Origin of the sequence: Novosphingobium olei, from assembly GCF_012927405.1 — a bacterium.
Classification (GTDB): domain Bacteria; phylum Pseudomonadota; class Alphaproteobacteria; order Sphingomonadales; family Sphingomonadaceae; genus Novosphingobium; species Novosphingobium olei.
On record NZ_JABBGM010000004.1, the window covers coordinates 149,010 to 168,683 of the forward strand.

Below are 19,674 nucleotides of genomic sequence, written 5' to 3' on the forward strand. Positions count from 1 at the left end.
GCATGCGGACACGAGGGGAATGAACAAGCCGATGCCTGAAAAGCGCCTCACCCGCGTAACCTCGTTCGACGTGGCCGAGGCGGCGGGCGTCAGCCAGTCGACCGTCAGCCGCGCACTTGCAGGCGACACCTCGATCAGCGAGCCGACCCGCAAGCGCGTGATCGAAGCCGCGCAGAAGCTCAATTACCAGGTCGACGAAAACGCCGCCCGCCTGCGCCGGGGCAAGACCGGCACGCTGGCGCTGGTGATGATCTGCCGTCCGGGGCAGGACCGCAAGGACATCAACCCTTTCTACTTCGCTCTGCTGGGCAGCACCTGCGCCGCCGCTTCGGCGCGCGGTTACGAAGTGCTCGTCGCGTTCCAGGACAGCGCCGCCAACTTCTGGGGCCACTACCAGGAGCGGCGCAAGGCCGACGGCATGATCGTCATCGGCACAAGCGAGAACACCGAGGCGTGGGATTACTTCGGCGCGCTGCCCGAAGGCACCAACTGGGTCTGCTGGGGCGCTCCCAACGACAATTTTCCTTGGATCCGCAGCGACAACGCCGCCGGCGCCGCGCTGGCGACGCGCCACATGCTGGTGCGCGGCTATCGCCAGATCGTCTGCCTCGGTTCGGAAACATCACCCCAGCGCCAGTTCAAGGAACGGTTCGACGGCTATGCCGCAGCGATGCGCGAGGCCGGGCTCGAACCAGTGCTGCAGAAAATCGATCGTGGCCTGCCGCGCGAGGAACAGGGCCGCCGCGCCGCCGCCGCGCTGGCCGAGAGCGGCCGTCCGTTCGACGCGGTGTTCGGCGTAAGCGACGAGATCGCGCTCGGTGCGCTCAAGGAACTCAGCCGTCGCGGCATCGCCATTCCCGATGATGTGGGGGTGGTCGGCTTCGATGGCGTGCGCGCCGGGCAATGGTCGGTGCCGCCGCTGACCACGGTCGAATCCGATTTCGAAGTGGCAGGCTCGCTGCTGGTCGATCGCCTGATCGCGACCATCGGCGGCGAAGCGCCTTCGCCCCGCCGGGTGCCGGTTCGCCTTGTGGTGCGCGGTTCCACGCGCGACTGACGACGTGAGGATCCGCGACGCCGCCGCCAGCGATGTCGACGCGATCTGGGCGATCCTGGAACCGGTGATCCGCGCCGGAGAGACCTACGCCCTGGATAGGGACATGAGCCGCGACGCCGCGCTCTCCTATTGGTTTGGTGCCGACAAGCAGACCCTTGTGGCCGAAGACAATGAAGGCATCGTAGGCACCTACTACCTGCGCGCAAACCAGCCCGGCGGGGGCAGTCATGTCTGCAATTGCGGCTACATCACCGCAGCTTTTGCCGCCGGGCGCGGCGTTGCCCGGGCAATGTGTGCGGATTCTCTCGAGCGGGCGCGCGCTGCGGGCTTTGCCGCCATGCAGTTCAATTTCGTGGTGAGCACGAACGTGCGCGCGGTCGCGCTGTGGACATCGTTGGGTTTTGCCATCGTCGGCCGCCTTCCCGACGCCTTCGACCATCCCGCACTCGGCCGGGTCGATGCCTTGGTCATGCACCGCGCGCTCTGAACGGGGCGACGCCATGCCCGAAAATGAAAAACCCCACCGTTCCCGGCGGGGCTCATCGTGTCGATGCGCGGCTATTGCGAGCAGGCAGGACGATCAGTGCGAAAGACCGGCAATCGCGCCGTCGACCAGCGCCTTGTCCGCGTTCGCACCGTGGTTTGCGGCGATCAGCTGACCGGCGGCGGCCGCTGCGGCCGAAGCCACCTTGGCGCGCAGATCGTCGACCGCAGCGCGCTCGGCCGCGCCGATCTTGTCCGCCGCCATCTTTTCGCGACGGGCGATCACATCGGCAGTGTCCTGCGAGGCCTTGGCCACGATCAGGTCCGCTTCGTGACGGGCATGCTCGAGCATCGCCGCCGCGTCTTTTTCGGCATTGGCGATCTTGGCGGCATATTCCGCGCGCAGCTTTTCGGCTTCGGCGCGGAGCACCTTGGCTTCGTCAAGCTGCTGGCGGATCGCGGCGATCTGCTTGTCGAGACCACCCACGATGGCGCCGGGAACCTTCTTCACCACCAGGATGAGAAGGAAGACCAGCATGGCCGCCGCGACCCACATGCCGGGCGTGAGGCCCAGCGCGGTGGGTTCGACTTCGTGCTCGCTGCCATGCGGCTGCTCGACGGTTGCGGTGGTTTCGGCGGCATTAGCCATGAGCGAGAACTCCCTTCACGGCGGCCTGCGCCTGTTCGGCCGGAACCGAAATGCCGGCGAGGCGCGAGACGATGTCCTGCGCCGCATCGGCGGCGACGGCTTCGATTTCGCCGAGCGCTGCATTGCGGGCGGCACCGATCCGCGCTTCGGCGGCGGCAAGGGTTTCGTCGACCTTGGCCGAAGCCACGGCAAGCGCCGCTTCGGTCGACTTGGCGGCATCCGCCTTGGCCTGGGCGATCACGGCCTGGGCCTCGGCGCGCTGCCTGGCGGCCGTGACCTTCCACGCCTCTTCCTCGGCATCGGCGGCGGCCCGGGCGGCTTCAGCCGCGGCGAGATCGTCGGCGATCTGCTTGTCGCGCAGGTCTACGGTCGAAGTCACCTTGGGCAGGAGCCCGAGGCCGACGACGAAGAAGACCAGGCCGAAACACACCAGAAGCCAGAAGACCTGGCTGGAATAGGTGGTGGCAAGCTGTGCAATCTGAGGCATCGCGTTGGTCCGCGCTTCTTGCGGTCGGGGCCGCAAAATTTGCGAACCCCGTCCGTTGCATCAACAGTATTCGAAACGTTCGATCAGGCGACGAAGATCAGGATCATCGCGACGACGAACGAGAGCAGGCCGAGAAGTTCAGCAGCCGCGAAGCCGATGAACAGGCGGCCCTGCTGGCCGTCGGCAGCGCCGGGGTTGCGCAGCGCGCCTTCGAGGAACTTCGCGAAGACATTGCCCACGCCGAGCGAGGCGAGACCCGCACCGATGGCGGCCAGACCAGCGCCGAGAAGCTTTGCGCTCTGTGCGTCCATGATAAAAACTCCCTCTTTCAAATCCGTAGTGGAAAGGTTGAAACCGATCAGTGAAGATTTTCCGCGTCGTTGAGATAGACGCAGGTCAACAGTGCGAAGACGTAGGCCTGGATGCCTGCGACGAGCAGTTCGAGCGCGCAGATGCCGATCATCAGCAGGAAGCTGGGCAGCGCGGCAATACCGAAGGTCAGCGCGCCGGCATTGGTGCCCGAGATCACGAAGCCCGAAAGCACTTCGAGAAGGACGTGGCCGGCCATCATGGCGACGAACAGACGCAGGCCGAGCGAGAACGGACGCACCATGAACGAGATCAGCTCGATCGGGAAAATGATCGGGATCATCGGAACGGGCGTGCCGTGCGGCACGAACAGCGAGAAGAAGTGCAGCTTGTGCTTGGCAAAGCCGACGATCAGCACGATCGCGAAGCTCATCACCGCCAGCACGCCGGTCACCGTGAAGTGGCTGGTCGCCGTGAACGGATGCAGGCCGACCAGGGCCAGCGGCAGCAGGCCGAGCAGGTTGGCGAAGAGGATGAACATGAACAGCGAGAAGATGTACGGCAGGTACTTGCGGCCCGCCTCGCCGATGTTCGACTTGAGCAGGTTGTCGACGAAGCCGGTGAAGCCTTCGACCGCCATCTGCCAGCGACCCGGCACCACGGCGCGCTTTGCGCCGCCCGCAACGAACACGATCAGCACGACGGCGGTAATCGCCATCCACAGTGCCGAATTGGTGAACATCACGTTGTAACCGGCGATGGACCAGTGATCGGTGCCGAACAGCGGCTCGATCGTGAACTGGTGAACCGGATCGACCTTGCCTTCGGCCACGTGCTTTCCCCGTCACAACTCAAAATAAGACAACAGCGCCCTTATTCGGGGCGCTGGTTCGAAATCCTGATGATGTTGCGGAAGGCGATTCCCACCCCCACGAACAGCATCACCAACAACCCCCAGGGCTTCGTTCCGGCAAACTGGTCGATGACCCAGCCGATGAACGCGCCCCCCACCATGCCGCCCACAAGTTCAGCCAGCACGCGGTTGCCAAGGCGATAGTTCGCGTCGGACCCATCCGGTGCCGGCTTGTTGATCCGCTCGTCCTCGCGCTGGCGAGCGGCCTGAAGCCGCGCGTCGAGCGTGGAGATCCGCGGATCTTCGCCGATGGGCGTCACGTCGGATGTGTCGTCGGTCATGCTGCTCTCCCCAGATCGTGTAAAGCCCGACCGAAAGCGCAGCGCAACCAACGGCTGTCCGCCGGGAGCGCCTGCCCCTTAGGCGGGGGGTTTGTTCAAGTCAACCGCTACGGGCCACAGGTGATCCGAAATGAAATGCCCCTTCCTGTGCGGGCAGGAAGGGGCGGAATTTCGTTGTTTGCTACGTATGCGCACAACCGCGCCGGTGCAGCGCGCTATCGGCTCTGCGATCAGGGGCAGCGCGCGTCCCGAAGGGGCGGCGCGGCGGTGCGGGTCTGCCACGAACCGTCGGGCGCCTGGTACTTCTCGCCCGGCTTGGTCTGGGCAATCAGAAGGCAGCCCGAAGTGAGCGCATATTCCTCGACCGTGGCGCTGTTGGCCTTCGCCTTGTCGGCATAGACCGCCTTGCGCTTGATGTTGATGTCCTCGACCACCGCGCGCAGCGCCGCGCTCGGCGAAACGACGTAGCCCAGGTAGCCGTCCATCTTCTCGCCCACCTGCCCCGCAGCGCGCGCGGCGGCGTAGGCGGGGTCGCGCTGCGCAAGCGCGGCGGCGGGCAGGAGCAGCCCGGCGAGCGTGGCGGCAACGACAAACTTGGTCCCAATGCGTGCCATGATCAGAAAATCCCTGCATTCTTGTCGATCGTCTGGGCAGCGTCGGCCGCCAGGCGATAGACCACTTCCTGCTTGATGTTGATGTTGAGCTCGATGACGATCGGCTTGTCGGGCGCCTTAACCGAAATGCACCCGCCAAGCATCGCCGTCGCGCCCAGCACAGGGAGAAGCCGCAGGATGCGCTTCCCCTTCTTCGACCGGCTTACACGTTCCCTCATCATCGAAAGGGTCGCAGGGTTCGTGTCTGTGGTCAATTCGAGGCTCCTCATGGCATCTTTCCGCTTGCTGGAGGCTGAATGTTGGCGGGCAGCACGATCACCGGCGTGCCGCCGGCGCGTACCCCGTTGGTCAGCCGCGAGACCGCCCGGCCCTTTTCGTCGACAAGGCCGAGGGTGCGCGGATCCTTGACGAACGACGGATCGTACATCGCCTTCACCGAGGTGATCAGCTGGTAGAACGGCGCGCGGATGTTGACGTTGAACTGGATCGGCAGGTTGGCGAGCTGCCGGGTGATGAAGTTGCGCTTCACGCTGGCACCCTGCTTGACGCCTGCAAACTTGACGTTGGTGACGATCTCGCCCTCCAGATCGCCCTGCATGGCGATGGTCATCTCGCGGTAATCGAGCGACTTGAGCTGGTCGAAGGCGTAGTTCGCCATGGGCGAAAGGTCCTTGTAGGTCAGCGCGCCAACGTAGGAGACGTTGCCTCCGGGCGGGCGGGCGACGAGCGATCCGCCGACAATCTTGCCGCCATCGGCATCGAACACCAGCGGCAACCGCCCGTCGAAGATGCCCGTGGCCGAAAGATTGCCGATCTCGAGCCGGGCGAGGAATTTCGCCGCATCGAGCCCGTCGACAACCATCGTGTAATGGCGCGTTTCGGCAAGGCCGAGCCGCAGTTCGGTCGGTTCCATCGTCAGCGTGCCGCCCAGGAACGGCCAGCGCGCGCCGTTCACGCGCAGCAGCTGTTCGGGCAGCAGCTGGATGTCGATCGTGCCGTCGTTGACCTCGATCCCGGGATTGACCGACGCGACCTTGAGCACCTGGTGCGGCGCGGTGACCATGCCCAGCAGATCGGTGAAGACGAGCTGGCCCGAAAGACCCCGCACCGGGCCGAATGCCGCGGCAAGATCCAGATTGTCGCTGCCGAAGGTGCCGCGGCTGGTGACCTTCTGCGCGGTCCAGTCGATGCGGCCCTTGCCCTTCACCGTGCCAGAAACGTTGGCGACCACGCCGAGCGCGAGGCGCGTGAGCTGATCGGGGCGCAGGCCGTTGTCGAACACCAGCCGGTCTACATCGAGATCGGCATGGCCGCTGGCATTGGTCAGATCGTGGCGAATCGCCACGCGGACGACTTCGCGATCGGCCTGCGGGTTGCGCAGCACCGCGGCTGCATCGATCCTGTTATCGACCAGCGTCAGCGTGGCATCGCGCGCGGTCAGCTTCTCGAACCGCGCCGGGCTCTGCCGGTCTGTCAGGTCGAAGGTTGCGTTCGACAGGGTCAGTGCGCCGTCGACGAAGCGCCAGTCGCCCTTTGCGCCGCTCACGTCGAGCGGCACTGCGGCCAGCCGGGCCTCGACGCCGGAGAACGTGCCCGACATTTCGCCGCCGAGCCTTGCGACCACCTCGTCTAGCTTGAATTGCGTGGCACTCGCTTCCGGACCGAGCGCTACGTCGACCTTGCGCGCGGTCACCACGCCTGGCCAGGCAAAGCCGACGGGACCGCTCGCCAGCCGCACCGGCGTTTCGCCCAGGTGCCCGCTCAGCGCCAGCGCGTTGGTGCCGCCGGCGATGCGCAAGCCACCAGCGCCGTTGCGCAAGATCGGCTGCCCGCCGACCGGGCATACGATGAGGCTTTGCGCATCGAGCGCGACCGCGCCAAGTTCCAGCCTTTCGAAGCGCGGGGTCACGCAGCGGCGCCACAGCGCAAGGTCGCCGCGCGCGGAATAGGCGCCATGCAGCGGCAGTTCGAGCCCTTCGACCCGGCCGCCAGGAATGGCGCCAGACACCTGCGCCGTGCCCGCGAACCCGAGCGATCCATCGCCCACCTGCGCGATGGTGAGCTGCGGGATGGCGATCCGGCCGTCGCCCGCGCGATATTCGTCCATGGCCACGCTGAACACGGCGCGGCCCGGCAGCGACTGTTCTAGCCGCGCGGTCACGTGCGGCATGCCCGGCCCGCCGGTGCGGAACGCGCCCGACATGCGCGGAGTGCGATTGCCGGCCGATGCCAGCTGGAAGCGCGATACGGTCAGCAGCGGCACCCCGCTACCTCCCTTCACCGCGGCCGCCGGCACGACGAGGCTCCAGCCATCACCCTGCTTGCGGTAGGCGAGTTCGCCACCCAGCCGGCTACCGCGTTCTTGACTGGCGATCGCACGGCGGATCTGCGCGACCATCGGCCCCAGCAGGGTGCCTTCGACCTGCGCCTGGGTAGAGGACAGCGCGCGGTCGAACACCGCCCCGCGCCGCAGGCCCTGCCCGTCGACCCCGCCGCGAAATTCCACCGTGGCGAATCCGTCGCGCGCTGCCACGCGGCCATCGACGGTGAGCAGCGCGACCGTGGTGCCGCCTGCGTGGACGCCGCCGGCATTGCCCGCGATCCGCCCGCCCAGCTTGCCATCGCGCCATGAAAGCGCGGAATCGAGCGCCAGCGATTCGAGCGCAAGTCCATCCGCGGCGATTTCGCCGGACCGCAGGCTGTTCTTGGCGACCGCCCCCTTGAAGTCGCGATCCCCGATGACATCGAGCGCCAGCGTCGCCGCTTCGCTGTGCAGGCCCTGGCAGTCGAGCGCGTCGAGCGAAAGCGGGCCCGTCAGACGCAACCGCTCGCCAGCGCTGGTGATCCGCGCGGAAAGCGCCGCATTGTCGATCCTGCAATCCGCGCTCGCCAGCCGTGGCGCGGCGCCGACGAGCGTACCTGCAAAGCCGTTGCGCAACTTGCCCTTGCCTCGCGCCACGAACGCCAGCGGGCCCATCGGGGTGTCGATCAGCGCCTTGCCGTTTGCAATCTCGAGGTTCAGCAGCGGCAGGCGAAACGGCTCGGTCGATGGCTTGTCCGGATAGATCAGCGGGTCGAGGCTGCCGAAATGGACGCCCCCATCGCGCCACTGGCCGTGCAGGCGCGGGTTGGTCAGCACGATCTTGCCGATCTGCGGCAGGCCGAGCCCATAGACGACGCGCAGCTCGGCACGCTCGATGGTCAGATCGGGGTGCTTCGGATCGCCGATGACGATGTGCTTGAGCACTTCTACGCCGGGCGCGATCGTGTCGATCTCGTATGTCGCGGGCAAGCCGAGCGCAGTCAGCTCGCGCTGGATCACGCGATCGGCAATGCGCTCGCGCGCCAGCCAGAATGCGCCGGCCGTCGCGATCAGCGCGGTCCCGGCGACAAGTCCGGCAATGCGTGCCCGGCGGTTCCGGCGCGTCGGCAGCGCATCAGCGCCTTCAACCTCGCCCGGATCTTCCGCCAAATCGGTCGTGTCCCCCATTGGCCCCTTCTTGCGCACTCCCCCATCATCGGCAATGCACGTTTGTGCAAACGTGCACGACCAAGAATGGTGCCTGTGAGTTCCTCGATGCCCGACGAACCCCGACTCTTTCCTGAACGGGATCCCGATCGGCGATCAAAAGACCGCGTTCGCGAAGCCGGAAACGATCCTTCGGGCCACCGCGCCCGCCTGCGCCAGCGGCTGCTCGATGGCGGCGACGATGCGCTGGCCGATCACGAAGTCATCGAATACCTGCTGATGACCGCAATCCCGCAAAAGGACGTGAAGCCGCAGGCGCGCATGCTGCTGCAGCGTTTCGGCTCGCTGGCCGCCGTGCTCAACGCCGACTGGCGGGCGCTGGTCGAAACGCCGGGGATCAAGGAAACGGCTGCAGCATCGCTGCGCATCGTCGGTGTAGCAGCCCGGCGCCTTGCCCGCACGGGCGTGCAGCAGATGCCCGTGCTGGGCAGCTGGCAGGCGCTGATCGACTACCTCACCATCGATATGGCGCACCTGACGCACGAGCGCGTCCGCGTGCTCTATCTCAACACGCAGAACCGCCTGATCCTCGACGAAAAGGTCGCCGATGGAGACATCGACGAAGCCGCGATCCATCCGCGCCGCGTCATCCACAAGGCGATGGACATTGGCGCAGCCGCGCTGATCCTGGTCCACAACCACCCGTCCGGTTCCCCCCAGCCGAGCCGCGCCGATATCCAGATCACCCAGAAGATCATCGAAGCTGGGCGACTGCTCGGGATCACCGTCCACGACCACGTCATCATCGGGCGCGAAGGTCACGTTTCGCTCAAGGCGCAGGGCCTGATCTGAACGCACAGGTGGACAAGCCCCCTTGTCCCGCGCCATGACCCGTCCAGGGTCGCGGCAAGGGGAAGATGCGTCATGACAAGACTGGACGACAGCAGGTTGGCGCAGGGCCCGGGCCGAGGTGCCACGCTGGCGATCGCCCTGGCACTGCTGTGGCTGATCGTCCTTGTGGCCGAAAAGCTGGCCGGGCAGCCGGGGCTGTCGCTGTTCGCGCTGATCGCCTTCGTCATTGCCCACGGCATTGCAACGATGGGCGCGCGCAGCATCGTGGTGTTCTTTGCCGTGACGATGCTGGTTTCGTTCCTCCTCGAAGCGCTGAGCATCGCCACCGGCTTTCCCTTCGGCTTCTATGTCCATCACATGGCGATGCCCCGGCCGCTGGGCGTGCCGCTGATCGTGCCGCCTTCCTACGCGGTCTATGGCTATCTCGGCTGGCGGCTCGCCTGCACCATCCTGCGCTGCGAGGAGCCCGGCCCTTCGGCGCAGCGCCTGCTGGGCGCGCCGCTGCTTGCCGCTTTCATCATTCCCGGGCTCGACCTCGTCGGTGATGCAATGGGTTCGACCGTCGCCGGCACCTGGAGCTATCTGCATCCATCGGGCTATTTCGGCGTGCCGCTGACCAATTTCCTCGGCTGGATCTTTACCTGCTGGGCGATGGTCCAGCTTTATGCGCTGGTCGAGGCGCTGACCGACCGCAAGGTTCGCCATCCCATCGCGCCAACGCGGTTGCGGGTGCTGCCGCCGCTCGTGTGGATCCTGCTCGCGCTGCAGTTCGTGCCCGACCTGTTGCGCGGCAACCCCGCGATCGCAAGCGTTGCGGGACGCAGCTTTCTCGTTTCGGACATTCTCGAATCCGGGGTGATCGTCGGCCTCCTCGCCATGGGCCCACCTGCGCTCGCCGCGCTGTTTGCGGTGCTGGGCAGCCTCGGCACGCCAGCCCGGCGCTGAGCGCAGGAGAAACAGGTTCATGTGCGTCGCCGCGATCGCCTGGTCCGCGCATCCGCGCTGGCGGCTTGTCGTCATCGGCAATCGCGATGAATTCCACGACCGGCCCGCAGCGCCGCTCTCGCGCTGGGACGATGGCACGATCGCAGGCCGCGATCTGCAGGCCGGCGGCACCTGGCTGGGCGTCAACGCCGCAGGACGGCTGGGGCTCGTCACCAACTACCGTGTCGACGGCTATCCGCGCGCCGGTGCCCCGTCACGCGGGAGCCTCGTTACCGACTGGCTGGGCGGACGGCAGCCCGGCGACCTTGCAGCGATGAACCCGTTCCACCTGATCGAGGCCGGACCGGAAGGCGCGTGGCATCGCAGCAACTATCCCGAACTTGCCCGGACCCCGCTTTCGCCCGGGATCCACGGGCTGTCGAACGGCGGTTTCGACGATCGCTGGGCCAAGACTTTGCGGCTGGAGGCGGTCCTGGCCGACTGGCTGGCGCAAGCGGTGGAGGACATCGCCCCGCTTCTCGCCGCGCTGCGCGACGAAACGCCCTTGCCACCGCCGCCAAGCGGCGCAGGCCCCCTCGCCGGCTTTTCGCCCGTTTTCATTGCCAATCCGGTCTATGGCACGCGCTGCTCTACCGTTGTCCTCGTCGATCACGATGGATGTGGCCTCGCCTTCGAGCGCAGCTTCGATGCAGCGGGGCGTGCCACTGGGGATGTGGAATTGCGGTTTTGACGTCCGATAATAACTGACGCGTCAGTCATCTATAACCTGCTACGTTCATGACTGACGCGTCAGTTATTATCGGACGGCTAGCCCACACTTGCATCTGCTGCCCCCCTTCCCTAGCGGCGCGGGCGACAGAACTTTTCGGAGTCGAACCATGGTACCCCGCTACGCCCGTCCCGCGATGACCGCCATCTGGGAGCCGGAAGCCCGCTATCGCATCTGGTTCGAAATCGAGGCCCACGCTACCGAGAAGCTGGGCGAACTCGGCGTCGTGCCGCCATTGGGCGCCAAGGCGCTGTGGGACTGGTGGGCGACCAATCCCGCCATCGACGTCGCCGCGATCGACGCGATCGAGGCTGTGACCAAGCACGACGTGATCGCCTTCCTTGACTGGGTGGCCCAGCAGGTCGGCCCCGAAGCGCGCTTCATGCACCAGGGCATGACCAGCTCCGACGTGCTGGACACTACGCTCGCCGTGCAGCTGACCCGCGCCGCGGACCTGCTGCTCGAAGACCTCGATGCGCTGCTCGCCGCGATCAAGCGCCGCGCCATCGAGCACAAGTACACGCCGACCATTGGCCGCAGCCACGGCATCCACGCCGAACCGACCACCTTCGGCAAGAAGCTGGCCGAAGCCTATGCCGAATTCAGCCGGTGCAAGACCCGTCTCGAACACGCCCGCAGCGAGATCGCCACGTGCGCCATTTCCGGCGCGGTCGGCACCTTCGCCAACATCGACCCGTCGGTCGAGGAATACGTCGCGGAAAAGCTGGGCCTTGCGGTTGAACCGGTCAGCACGCAGGTGATCCCGCGCGATCGCCACGCGATGTTCTTTGCAACGCTCGGCGTGATTGCCAGCTCGATCGAACGCCTCGCCACCGAAGTGCGCCACCTGCAGCGCACCGAAGTGCTGGAAGCGGAGGAATACTTCTCGCCGGGGCAGAAGGGCTCGTCGGCGATGCCGCACAAGCGCAACCCTGTGCTGACCGAGAACCTCACCGGCCTTGCCCGGGTGGTCCGTTCGGCCGTGACCCCCGCCCTCGAAAACGTGGCGCTGTGGCACGAACGCGATATCTCGCACTCGTCGGTCGAACGCTACATCGGCCCGGATGCCACGATCACGCTCGATTTTGCGCTCGGCCGCCTGACCTCGGTGATCGACAAGCTGGTGATCTATCCCGAGCGGATGGAGAAGAACCTCAACAAGATGGGCGGCCTGGTCCATTCGCAGCGCGTGCTGCTGGCGCTGACCCAGGCCGGGCTGGAGCGCGATGCCTCCTACCGCCTTGTCCAGCGTAACGCGATGAAGGTGTGGGAATCGGACGGCCAGCTCTCGTTGATGGAACTGCTCAAGGCCGATCCGGAAGTCGCCGCCGTGCTGACCGCCGAACAGATCGAGGAAAAGTTCAACCTCGACTACCACTTCAAGGCGATCGACACGATTTTCGCGCGCGTTTTCGGCGAATAAGCCGCAACACCCTCCGGACTCGCCTTCCGCGTCGATGCGACTCAGGCGGCGTGGACAGATTCCACAGCGCCACGGCTGGAGGCAAAAAACGCCAGCGCGAGGAGGCGAGGTGACGCAATATCGGGAATATTGCGAGCCGAGCCGACGCTGCGATGGCGTTTTTTGGTCCAGCCCCTTTCGGGGTTGCCCTGGTGAAGGCCCCGGCGGCGTCGCTCGGCCTTGATGGAGGCCCACTCCACCTGCGGCCTCACTCCTTGCCGGGGCCTTCACCAGGGCAACCGTGGCGTTGCGGAATTTGTCCACGCCGCCTAGGGTTGCGACGGGCGGAAAGGGTCCGGAAGGGGAAGCATGAAGGTCCTGCGAACGATTTTCTGGGTGCTCGTCATCGCCTTGCTGGCGGCTTTCACGGCCGCCAACTGGAACCCGGTCGAAGTGCGCATCTGGCAGGGCCTCGTGCTCGATACCAAGCTGCCGGCGCTGGTGGTCTTCGCCTTCCTTGCCGGGCTCGTGCCGACCTGGCTGGTGTACCGCACCACCCGCTGGCGCCTGGGCAAGCGGATCGCGCAGCTCGAAGCCAACCTCGCCGCGCAGGCCTCGGCCTCGCTCACCTCCACGCAGCTCGATGCCGCTGCCAGCCAACCGACAGAGACGCCGTGAGCAACCCCATCTATCTCGCCCTCGACCTTCCCCGCCTCGACGCTGCCGTCGCGCTCGCCCAGAAGGTGCGCGGTCATGTCGGCGGCCTTAAGCTCGGGCTCGAATTCTTCTGCGCCCACGGCCACCATGGCGTGCACGAAGTCGCCAAGGTCGGCCTGCCGATCTTCCTCGACCTCAAGCTGCACGATATTCCCAACACCGTCGCCGCCGCCATGCAGTCGATCCACGTGCTCGAACCGGCGATCGTCACCATCCACGCCTCGGGTGGGCGCGCGATGATGGAAGATGCCAAGGCAGCCGCGGGCGAAAACTGCAAGGTTGTGGCGGTCACTGTGCTGACCAGCCTCGATGATGGCGATCTCGGTGCCGTCGGCGTCAACAGCACCGCGCACGACCAGGCATTGCGGCTTGCCGATCTGGCGCACGAAGCCGGGCTCGACGGCATCGTCTGTTCGGGTCACGAGGTGGCCGCGATCCACAAGCGCTGGAAGAGCGGCTTCTTCGTCGTGCCCGGCCTGCGACCTGCCGAAGCCGCGCTGGGCGATCAGAAGCGCGCTGTCACCCCGCGTGCGGCGCGCGACGGCGGGGCCAGCGTGCTCGTCATCGGCCGCCCGATCAGCCGCGCCGAAGATCCGGTCGCCGCCGCCCGCGCGATCGAAGCCACGCTCTGACGCGATGCTCGCGATCCGGCTCGCGACCGCGGCAGACATCCCCACGCTGCGCCTGCTGGTAGAGCGCGCCTATCGCGGCGACACCGCGCGCGGTGGCTGGACTCACGAGGCCGACCTCCTCGATGACGAGCGCACCGACGAGCAGGAGCTTGCCGCAACACTCGCCGATCCCGCCTGCCGCCTGATCGTGGCGGTCGATGACGGTCGCTTCACCGGCACCGTCACGATCACCCGCAAGAGCGATACCCATGCCTACCTCGGCATGCTGTGCGTCGATCCCGATCTGCAGGCTGCGGGTCTCGGCCGCCAGCTCATCGCGGCGGCAGAAGCGCAGGCCGCGCGCGACTTCGGCGCAACGTTCATGGAAATGACCGTGATCGACAGGCGCGCCGAGCTTATCGCCTGGTACGAACGGCGCGGCTATGTCCGCACGGGCGAGATCCGCCCCTTCCCGATGCCCGGTGAATTTCCGTTCGCGATGGTTGTGCTGGAACGCGCACTCGCCTGAGCGGTTCATCGCCGCGAAACTTCGTCTCGTCCACAAAGTTGGCACACGACAGGGAGACCGACCTGATGAAACGCCTTATTCTTGCTGCTTCGCTTGCTGCACTGCCGCTTTGCGCGGTCCCGCTTGCCGCCAATGCCCAGCAGCTTTCCACTGCTCCGGTTGTCGCGCCTGGCAATTCGGTCCTGACCGTTTCTGCCGACGGCCGCTCGACCCGCAGCCCCGATCTTGCGACGTTCAACGCCGGGGTCACCACGCAGGCCAAGACCGCCAGCGCCGCGCTCGCCGAAAATGCGGGCAAGATGAACGCGGTGATCACAGCGCTCAAGAAGGCGGGCATCGCCGACCGCGACATCCAGACCAGCAATCTCTCGGTCAATCCCGTCTATGGCCAGCCCAAGCGGCTCGCCGATGGCACCACCGAAGGCGACCCGGTAATCATCGCCTACCAGGCGACCAACCAGGTCCAGGTGCGCCAGCGCAAGCTCGACCAGTACGGCAAGGTGATCGACACCCTCGTCAATGCCGGTGCCAATCAGGTCAACGGCCCCAGCTTCGAGCTCGAGGACAGTGACGGCGCGATGGACGAAGCGCGCATCGCCGCGATGAAGAAGGCGCGCGCGCGCGCCGACCTCTATGCCAAAGCCGCGGGTTTGCGGGTCGTACGCGTCCTGACCATCAACGAAAGCGGTGGCTGGAGCCCGCAGCCAGTGCTGTTTGCCCGCGCAGAAAAGATGATGGACGCCGCCCCGCCCGCGCCGCCGAGCCCGGTCGCAGCAGGCGAACTGGAAATGCGCGCCAACGTCACCGTTACTTACGAGCTGGCACCCTGAAGGGCTGTCGCGATTGACCTCATGCGCGCCGCCGTCCTATCGGCTGCGCGCATGAGTACTGCCCGGATCAAGATCTGCGGGGTCAATACCCCGGCCGCGCTCGATGCCGCCGTTCGCCATCGTGCCGATTACCTGGGCTTCGTGTTTTTCGCCAAGAGCCCCCGCAACCTCGCTTTGCGCGATGCCGCCGCGCTTGGGGCCCGGCTGTCCGGCCGTGCCAGCGCGGTCGGGCTGTTTGTCGATGCCGACGATGCGACGATTGCCGAAGCGGCCAGCGCCGCCCGCCTTGGTGCGATCCAGCTTCACGGCAAGGAAAGTCCCGAACGGGTGGCGGCTCTTCGCGGCCAGCTTGGCCTGCCGGTGTGGAAGGCCGTGTCTGTCTCCAGCCGTGCCGACATCGACGCCGCCGCGCGATATGCTGGCGCCGCCGATCTGGTCCTGTTCGATGCCAAGGCGCCCAAGGGCGCCGATCTGCCCGGCGGACTTGGCCTGGTGTTCGATTGGACCTTGCTTGCCGGCTACCGCGCGCCCTTTGCCTGGGGCCTTGCCGGCGGCCTTTCGCCCGACAACGTCGCCGAAGCCATTCGCGTGACCGGCGCACCGCTGGTTGACGTCTCTTCCGGCGTCGAAAGCGCCCCCGGCGTCAAGGACGAGGGCCGCATTGCCGCCTTCGCCAGCGCCGTCCGCGCCGCCTGACCGCCAAAGAAAAAGGGCGGCCTCCCGAAGGAGACCGCCCGAATGTCCGAAACACGCGGCGCAATGCCGCGCTGGATCAGAACTTGGTGCCGACGCCGACAGCAACCGCGTCGAAGTCAGGCAGGCCGTCCTTCACGAAGAAGTGGCGATATTCCACCTTGCCGTAGAGGTTGCCGAACGAGTGCTGGTAACCGCCACCAAGCGTCCAGGTGCCAACGCAGCCCGAGCAATTCTTGGTGTTGTAGCCACCGACGGCGTAGAGCTTGCCGTCTTCGCCAAGCTTCGCGCCGGCGCGGCCGTTGAAGCCGAACGTCACGCGCGTGTCGCTGGTGAGGATCTTGTCAGCCGAGACTTCGGCGCCAACAAACGTGGCCGAACCGAGGTCGTAGTCATAACCGGCGGCGACACCGGCGATCGCTTCGCTGTCACCATGGCTCCACACGACGCCGCCACGCGCTTCGACGCGGGCTTCGTTGGCAAGGGCGGGGGTGGCGGCGACAAGCGATGCCGCAGCTGCGAGAAGGATCGTACGCATTGATGTAAACTCCTGAACTACAAGCCCCTTCTTGGCTGGGGGCGGGGCGGGAGCTAGGAGCGGTGAGGCGCAGGGGCAATCCCCGCACTGCAACAAAACTGTAATAACGGTGAAGTTGTGCCATAATTGCCACACAGAGATTGCAGGCAAGTTTAAGTATATCACAGTAAAGAAATACAAACGCCGAAAGGCGGCCCTGTTACCAGAACCGCCTTCCACGACGTGACGTGCTCCCCCTAGCCGCGCTGCATTGCAGTACGATGAACGGACATGAACAGCGTGTGACAGGGACCCGGCTTCGCGGTCTGCGCCCCGGATGCCCGACGGGGCTGGAAACTGGACATTCGCGCCCCGCTCTGCCAACGCGCGAGCCATGACCACGATGACGCCCAACAGCTTCCGCACCCTGCCCGACGAGCGCGGCCACTTCGGCCAGTTCGGCGGCCGCTACGTTGCTGAAACGCTGATGCCGCTGATCCTCGATCTCGAGGCGGAATATCGCAAGGCAAAGGCGGATCCCGCCTTCCAGGCCGAGTTCGACGACCTGCTCGAACACTATGTCGGCCGGCCTAGCCCGCTCTACTTCGCGCCGCGCCTCACCGCCGAACTCGGCGGCGCGCAGATCTGGTTCAAGCGCGACGAGCTGAATCACACCGGCGCGCACAAGATCAACAATTGCGTCGGCCAGATCCTGCTCGCCATGCGCATGGGCAAGACGCGGATTATCGCCGAAACCGGCGCGGGCCAGCATGGCGTCGCCACCGCCACCGTCTGCGCGCGGTTCGGCCTGCCCTGCACCATCTTCATGGGCGCGACCGACGTCGCCCGCCAGCAGCCCAACGTGTTCCGCATGAAGCTCCTGGGTGCCGAAGTCGTGCCCGTCACGGCGGGCGCAGGCACGCTCAAGGACGCGATGAACGAGGCGCTGCGTGATTGGGTCGCGAACGTCCACAACACGTTCTACATCATCGGCACCGCCGCCGGCCCGCACCCCTATCCCGAGCTGGTACGCGATTTCCAGAGCGTGATCGGGCGCGAAGCGCGCGAACAGCTGCTGTCCCGCACCGGCCGCCTGCCCGACCTGCTCGTCGCCGCGATCGGCGGCGGCAGCAACGCCATCGGTCTGTTCCACCCCTTCCTCGACGACAGCAGCGTCAAGATGCTCGGGGTCGAAGCGGCGGGCCACGGGCTCGACAAGGAACACGCCGCATCGCTCGCCGGGGGCCGCCCGGGCATCCTCCACGGCAACAAGACCTACCTGCTGCAGGACGCAGACGGCCAGATCACCGAAGGCCACTCGATCTCGGCCGGGCTCGACTACCCCGGCATCGGGCCCGAGCACGCCTGGCTCAAGGAAATCGGTCGCGTCGATTACACTTCGGTCACCGACAAGGAAGCCTTGGACGCCTTCCAGCTGCTCTGCCGCACCGAAGGCATCATCCCCGCGCTCGAACCCAGCCACGCCATCGCCGCCGTGGCCAAGGTCGCGCCGACGCTGCCCAAGGACACCATCATCCTCGCCAACCTTTGCGGCCGCGGCGACAAGGACATCTTCTCGGTCGCCGAGCATCTGGGGGTGAAGATTTGAAAGTGACCGCAGGCCTGGCTGCTATTGCTGCGATTGGCCTGCTGACGGCGTCGATCACGCTTATGGCTTGGGGCAACTCGGACCAGTTTCACTGGCAACCAATGGACCCCAGAGCTCCAAGGTGTGAATTCGACTGCGAACCCATGGGCTTCGGTAAAGTGCTGGTTGCCATTTCTTTCGCCAGCTTTTGCGGAGCCGTTGTTTCTGCTGTCATAGCGATCTGGAAGCTAATCAGATGACCCGCCTCGCCTCCGCCTTTGCCAAGGGCCATCCCGCCCTCGTCTGCTTCGTCACCGCCGGTGACCCGACGCCCGACGCCACGCCCGCGATCCTCGACGCGCTGGTCGAAGGCGGGGCGGACGTGATCGAGCTGGGCATGCCGTTCACCGATCCGATGGCCGATGGCCCGGCGATCCAGCTCGCCAACCTGCGCAGCCTTGGCGCGGGCACCACGACGGCCGACATCCTGCGGATCGCGACCGACTTCCGCACCCGCCATCCCGACGTGCCGCTGGTGTTGATGGGCTATGCCAATCCGATGACCATTCGCGGCCCCGAATGGTTTGCAGACGCCTGCGCCAAGGCCGGCGTCGATGGCGTGATCTGCGTCGACATTCCGCCCGAGGAAGATCCCGAGCTCGGCCCCGCCCTGCGCGCCAAGGGCATTTCGCCGATCCGCCTCGCCACGCCGACCACCGACGACGCCCGCCTGCCTGCGGTGCTCGAAGGCTCGTCGGGCTTTCTCTATTACGTCTCTGTTGCGGGCATCACCGGCAAGCAGTCCGCCGCGCTCGATTCGATCGAGCAGGCGATGCAGCGGCTGAAGGCCCACGCCGAAATCCCCGTCGCGGTCGGCTTCGGCGTCCGCACGCCCGAACAGGCGGGGCCAATCGCACGCGTCGCCGATGGCGTCGTCGTCGGCTCGGCACTGGTCGATCTGATCGCAGAACACGGCGCCAACGCCGCCGAACCTGTGCGCAAGCTCGTCTCCGCGCTTGCCCAGGCCGTGCATTCGGCGCGAAAGGAACTCGCATGAGCAGCTGGCTAACCCGCGTCCGCAACGCGCTTCCCTTCACCCCGAAGCGCGACACGCCCGACAACCTGTGGATCAAGTGCCCTTCGTGCAGCGAGATGCTGTTCACCAAGGAATACGAGGACAACCTCTCGGTCTGCCCGCGCTGTGAGCATCACGGCCGCATCGGCGCCGACGCGCGCCTTGCGCAATTGCTCGATCCCGGTTTCGAGCTGCTGCCCGCGCCCAAGGTCAAGGAAGACCCGCTCAAGTTCCGCGACAGCAAGAAGTACACCGACCGTCTGAAGGCCGCCAAGGCCGCCAACCCGCATCCTGATGCGATGACCAACGCCTTCGGCACCATCGAAGGGCACAAGGCCGTGGTCGGTGTGCAGGACTTCGCCTTCATGGGCGGCTCGATGGGCATGGCCGTGGGCAACGCCTTCCTCGCCGGCATCGATCGCGCGGTGAAGGAAAAGTGCCCCTATGTCGCGGTCACCGCTGCCGGCGGCGCGCGCATGCAGGAAGGCATTCTCAGCCTGATGCAGATGCCGCGCACCACCGTCGGCATTGCCAAGCTGCACGCGGCAGGCCAGCCCTATATCGTGATCCTGACCGATCCGACGACCGGCGGCGTCACCGCCAGCTACGCTATGCTGGGCGACGTTCAGATCGCCGAACCCGGCGCGCTCATCGGCTTTGCCGGCCAGCGCGTGATCCAGGACACCATCCGCGAAAAGCTGCCTGAAGGCTTCCAGCGCGCCGAGTACCTGCACGATCACGGCATGCTCGACATGGTCGTGCACCGCCACGCGCTCAAGGAAACCCTCGCCAGGACGATCGGCTATCTGACGGCGGCCAAGGCGGCATGAGCCCCTCCACCTTCCGGCGGACGGTCCCCCTCCCCGAGCAAGCTCGGGAAGGAT

24 protein-coding genes are annotated in these 19,674 nt (G+C 66.2%); 15 read left to right on the forward strand and 9 right to left on the reverse strand.

Features of this window, described 5'->3' with window-relative positions:
• Positions 1-31: 31 nt before the first annotated feature.
• Positions 32-1,057: a LacI family DNA-binding transcriptional regulator gene (locus HHL27_RS10810; RefSeq protein ID WP_206069540.1), complete on the forward strand. Its 1,026-nt coding sequence runs from the start codon at positions 32-34 to the stop codon at positions 1,055-1,057.
• A 4-nt stretch (positions 1,058-1,061) separates the two neighbouring features.
• Positions 1,062-1,544 (forward strand): GNAT family N-acetyltransferase, encoded by a 483-nt coding sequence (locus HHL27_RS10815; protein ID WP_169493421.1) that lies wholly within the window; start codon positions 1,062-1,064, stop codon positions 1,542-1,544.
• A 93-nt stretch (positions 1,545-1,637) separates the two neighbouring features.
• Here the strand turns inward: HHL27_RS10815 and HHL27_RS10820 are convergent, their stop codons facing one another.
• The 8 genes from HHL27_RS10820 to HHL27_RS10855 all read right to left on the reverse strand — a co-directional run bounded on the left by HHL27_RS10820 (position 1,638) and on the right by HHL27_RS10855 (position 8,283).
• A complete protein-coding gene (locus tag HHL27_RS10820) occupies positions 1,638-2,189 on the reverse strand; it encodes a F0F1 ATP synthase subunit B family protein (protein WP_169493422.1) in 552 nt (183 codons plus the stop codon).
• The gene (locus HHL27_RS10825) at positions 2,182-2,676 is read right to left on the reverse strand and encodes a F0F1 ATP synthase subunit B family protein (RefSeq protein WP_169493423.1); all 495 of its coding nucleotides are present in this window, start codon (positions 2,674-2,676) and stop codon (positions 2,182-2,184) included. Before HHL27_RS10825 ends, HHL27_RS10820 begins: the two co-directional genes overlap by 8 nt.
• 83 nt (positions 2,677-2,759) lie before the next feature.
• Positions 2,760-2,987 carry a F0F1 ATP synthase subunit C gene (locus tag HHL27_RS10830; RefSeq protein WP_022677864.1) on the reverse strand — a complete coding sequence of 76 codons (228 nt, stop codon included), beginning with the start codon at positions 2,985-2,987 and terminating at the stop codon, positions 2,760-2,762.
• A gap of 47 nt (positions 2,988-3,034) precedes the next feature.
• Positions 3,035-3,817: a F0F1 ATP synthase subunit A gene (locus HHL27_RS10835; protein WP_169493424.1), complete on the reverse strand. Its 783-nt coding sequence runs from the start codon at positions 3,815-3,817 to the stop codon at positions 3,035-3,037.
• A 41-nt stretch (positions 3,818-3,858) separates the two neighbouring features.
• On the reverse strand, positions 3,859-4,179 hold the full coding sequence (locus tag HHL27_RS10840) for an AtpZ/AtpI family protein (protein ID WP_169493425.1): 321 nt from the start codon (positions 4,177-4,179) through the stop codon (positions 3,859-3,861).
• A 230-nt stretch (positions 4,180-4,409) separates the two neighbouring features.
• Positions 4,410-4,793, reverse strand: a complete 384-nt coding sequence (locus tag HHL27_RS10845; protein WP_169493426.1) for a YdbL family probable chaperone protein — start codon at positions 4,791-4,793, stop codon at positions 4,410-4,412.
• 2 nt (positions 4,794-4,795) lie between these two features.
• The gene (locus HHL27_RS22795) at positions 4,796-5,047 is read right to left on the reverse strand and encodes a YnbE family lipoprotein (protein WP_338114878.1); all 252 of its coding nucleotides are present in this window, start codon (positions 5,045-5,047) and stop codon (positions 4,796-4,798) included.
• Positions 5,048-5,058: 11 nt separating this feature from the next.
• Positions 5,059-8,283: an intermembrane phospholipid transport YdbH family protein gene (locus HHL27_RS10855; protein WP_169493427.1), complete on the reverse strand. Its 3,225-nt coding sequence runs from the start codon at positions 8,281-8,283 to the stop codon at positions 5,059-5,061.
• 87 nt (positions 8,284-8,370) lie between these two features.
• Between HHL27_RS10855 and radC the strand changes: the two genes are divergently transcribed.
• The 9 genes from radC to HHL27_RS10900 all read left to right on the forward strand — a co-directional run bounded on the left by radC (position 8,371) and on the right by HHL27_RS10900 (position 15,613).
• Complete coding sequence (radC, locus tag HHL27_RS10860) at positions 8,371-9,114, forward strand: RadC family protein (protein ID WP_169493428.1); 744 nt, start codon at positions 8,371-8,373, stop codon at positions 9,112-9,114.
• A gap of 72 nt (positions 9,115-9,186) precedes the next feature.
• Entirely contained in the window at positions 9,187-10,059 is an 873-nt protein-coding gene (locus tag HHL27_RS10865; RefSeq protein ID WP_169493429.1) for a carotenoid biosynthesis protein, read from the forward strand.
• Between the two features lie 19 nt (positions 10,060-10,078).
• Positions 10,079-10,789: an NRDE family protein gene (locus HHL27_RS10870; protein ID WP_169493430.1), complete on the forward strand. Its 711-nt coding sequence runs from the start codon at positions 10,079-10,081 to the stop codon at positions 10,787-10,789.
• Positions 10,790-10,937: 148 nt separating this feature from the next.
• On the forward strand, positions 10,938-12,251 hold the full coding sequence (purB, locus tag HHL27_RS10875; protein WP_169493431.1) for an adenylosuccinate lyase: 1,314 nt from the start codon (positions 10,938-10,940) through the stop codon (positions 12,249-12,251).
• Positions 12,252-12,599: 348 nt separating this feature from the next.
• Positions 12,600-12,908, forward strand: coding sequence for a DUF1049 domain-containing protein (locus tag HHL27_RS10880; RefSeq protein ID WP_169493432.1), 309 nt, complete (start codon positions 12,600-12,602; stop codon positions 12,906-12,908).
• The gene (gene pyrF, locus HHL27_RS10885; RefSeq protein WP_169493433.1) at positions 12,905-13,579 is read left to right on the forward strand and encodes an orotidine-5'-phosphate decarboxylase; all 675 of its coding nucleotides are present in this window, start codon (positions 12,905-12,907) and stop codon (positions 13,577-13,579) included. The genes HHL27_RS10880 and pyrF overlap by 4 nt, the downstream gene beginning before the upstream one ends.
• A 4-nt stretch (positions 13,580-13,583) precedes the next feature.
• Positions 13,584-14,087, forward strand: a complete 504-nt coding sequence (locus tag HHL27_RS10890) for a GNAT family N-acetyltransferase (protein ID WP_169493434.1) — start codon at positions 13,584-13,586, stop codon at positions 14,085-14,087.
• 65 nt (positions 14,088-14,152) lie between these two features.
• Positions 14,153-14,917, forward strand: coding sequence for an SIMPL domain-containing protein (locus HHL27_RS10895; protein ID WP_169493435.1), 765 nt, complete (start codon positions 14,153-14,155; stop codon positions 14,915-14,917).
• Positions 14,918-14,968: 51 nt separating this feature from the next.
• Positions 14,969-15,613: a phosphoribosylanthranilate isomerase gene (locus HHL27_RS10900; protein WP_169493436.1), complete on the forward strand. Its 645-nt coding sequence runs from the start codon at positions 14,969-14,971 to the stop codon at positions 15,611-15,613.
• Between the two features lie 76 nt (positions 15,614-15,689).
• Here the strand turns inward: HHL27_RS10900 and HHL27_RS10905 are convergent, their stop codons facing one another.
• Entirely contained in the window at positions 15,690-16,148 is a 459-nt protein-coding gene (locus HHL27_RS10905) for a hypothetical protein (protein WP_169493437.1), read from the reverse strand.
• A gap of 373 nt (positions 16,149-16,521) precedes the next feature.
• Between HHL27_RS10905 and trpB the strand changes: the two genes are divergently transcribed.
• From trpB to accD, 4 genes are read left to right on the forward strand one after another with little or no spacing between them, the layout of a single operon-like run.
• Positions 16,522-17,736 (forward strand): tryptophan synthase subunit beta, encoded by a 1,215-nt coding sequence (gene trpB / locus HHL27_RS10910; protein WP_169493438.1) that lies wholly within the window; start codon positions 16,522-16,524, stop codon positions 17,734-17,736.
• 2 nt (positions 17,737-17,738) lie between these two features.
• Positions 17,739-17,975 carry a hypothetical protein gene (locus HHL27_RS10915; protein WP_169493439.1) on the forward strand — a complete coding sequence of 79 codons (237 nt, stop codon included), beginning with the start codon at positions 17,739-17,741 and terminating at the stop codon, positions 17,973-17,975.
• Positions 17,972-18,772: a tryptophan synthase subunit alpha gene (gene trpA, locus HHL27_RS10920; RefSeq protein ID WP_169493440.1), complete on the forward strand. Its 801-nt coding sequence runs from the start codon at positions 17,972-17,974 to the stop codon at positions 18,770-18,772. Before HHL27_RS10915 ends, trpA begins: the two co-directional genes overlap by 4 nt.
• Complete coding sequence (gene accD, locus HHL27_RS10925; RefSeq protein ID WP_169493441.1) at positions 18,769-19,620, forward strand: acetyl-CoA carboxylase, carboxyltransferase subunit beta; 852 nt, start codon at positions 18,769-18,771, stop codon at positions 19,618-19,620. The genes trpA and accD overlap by 4 nt, the downstream gene beginning before the upstream one ends.
• Positions 19,621-19,674 lie beyond the last annotated feature (54 nt).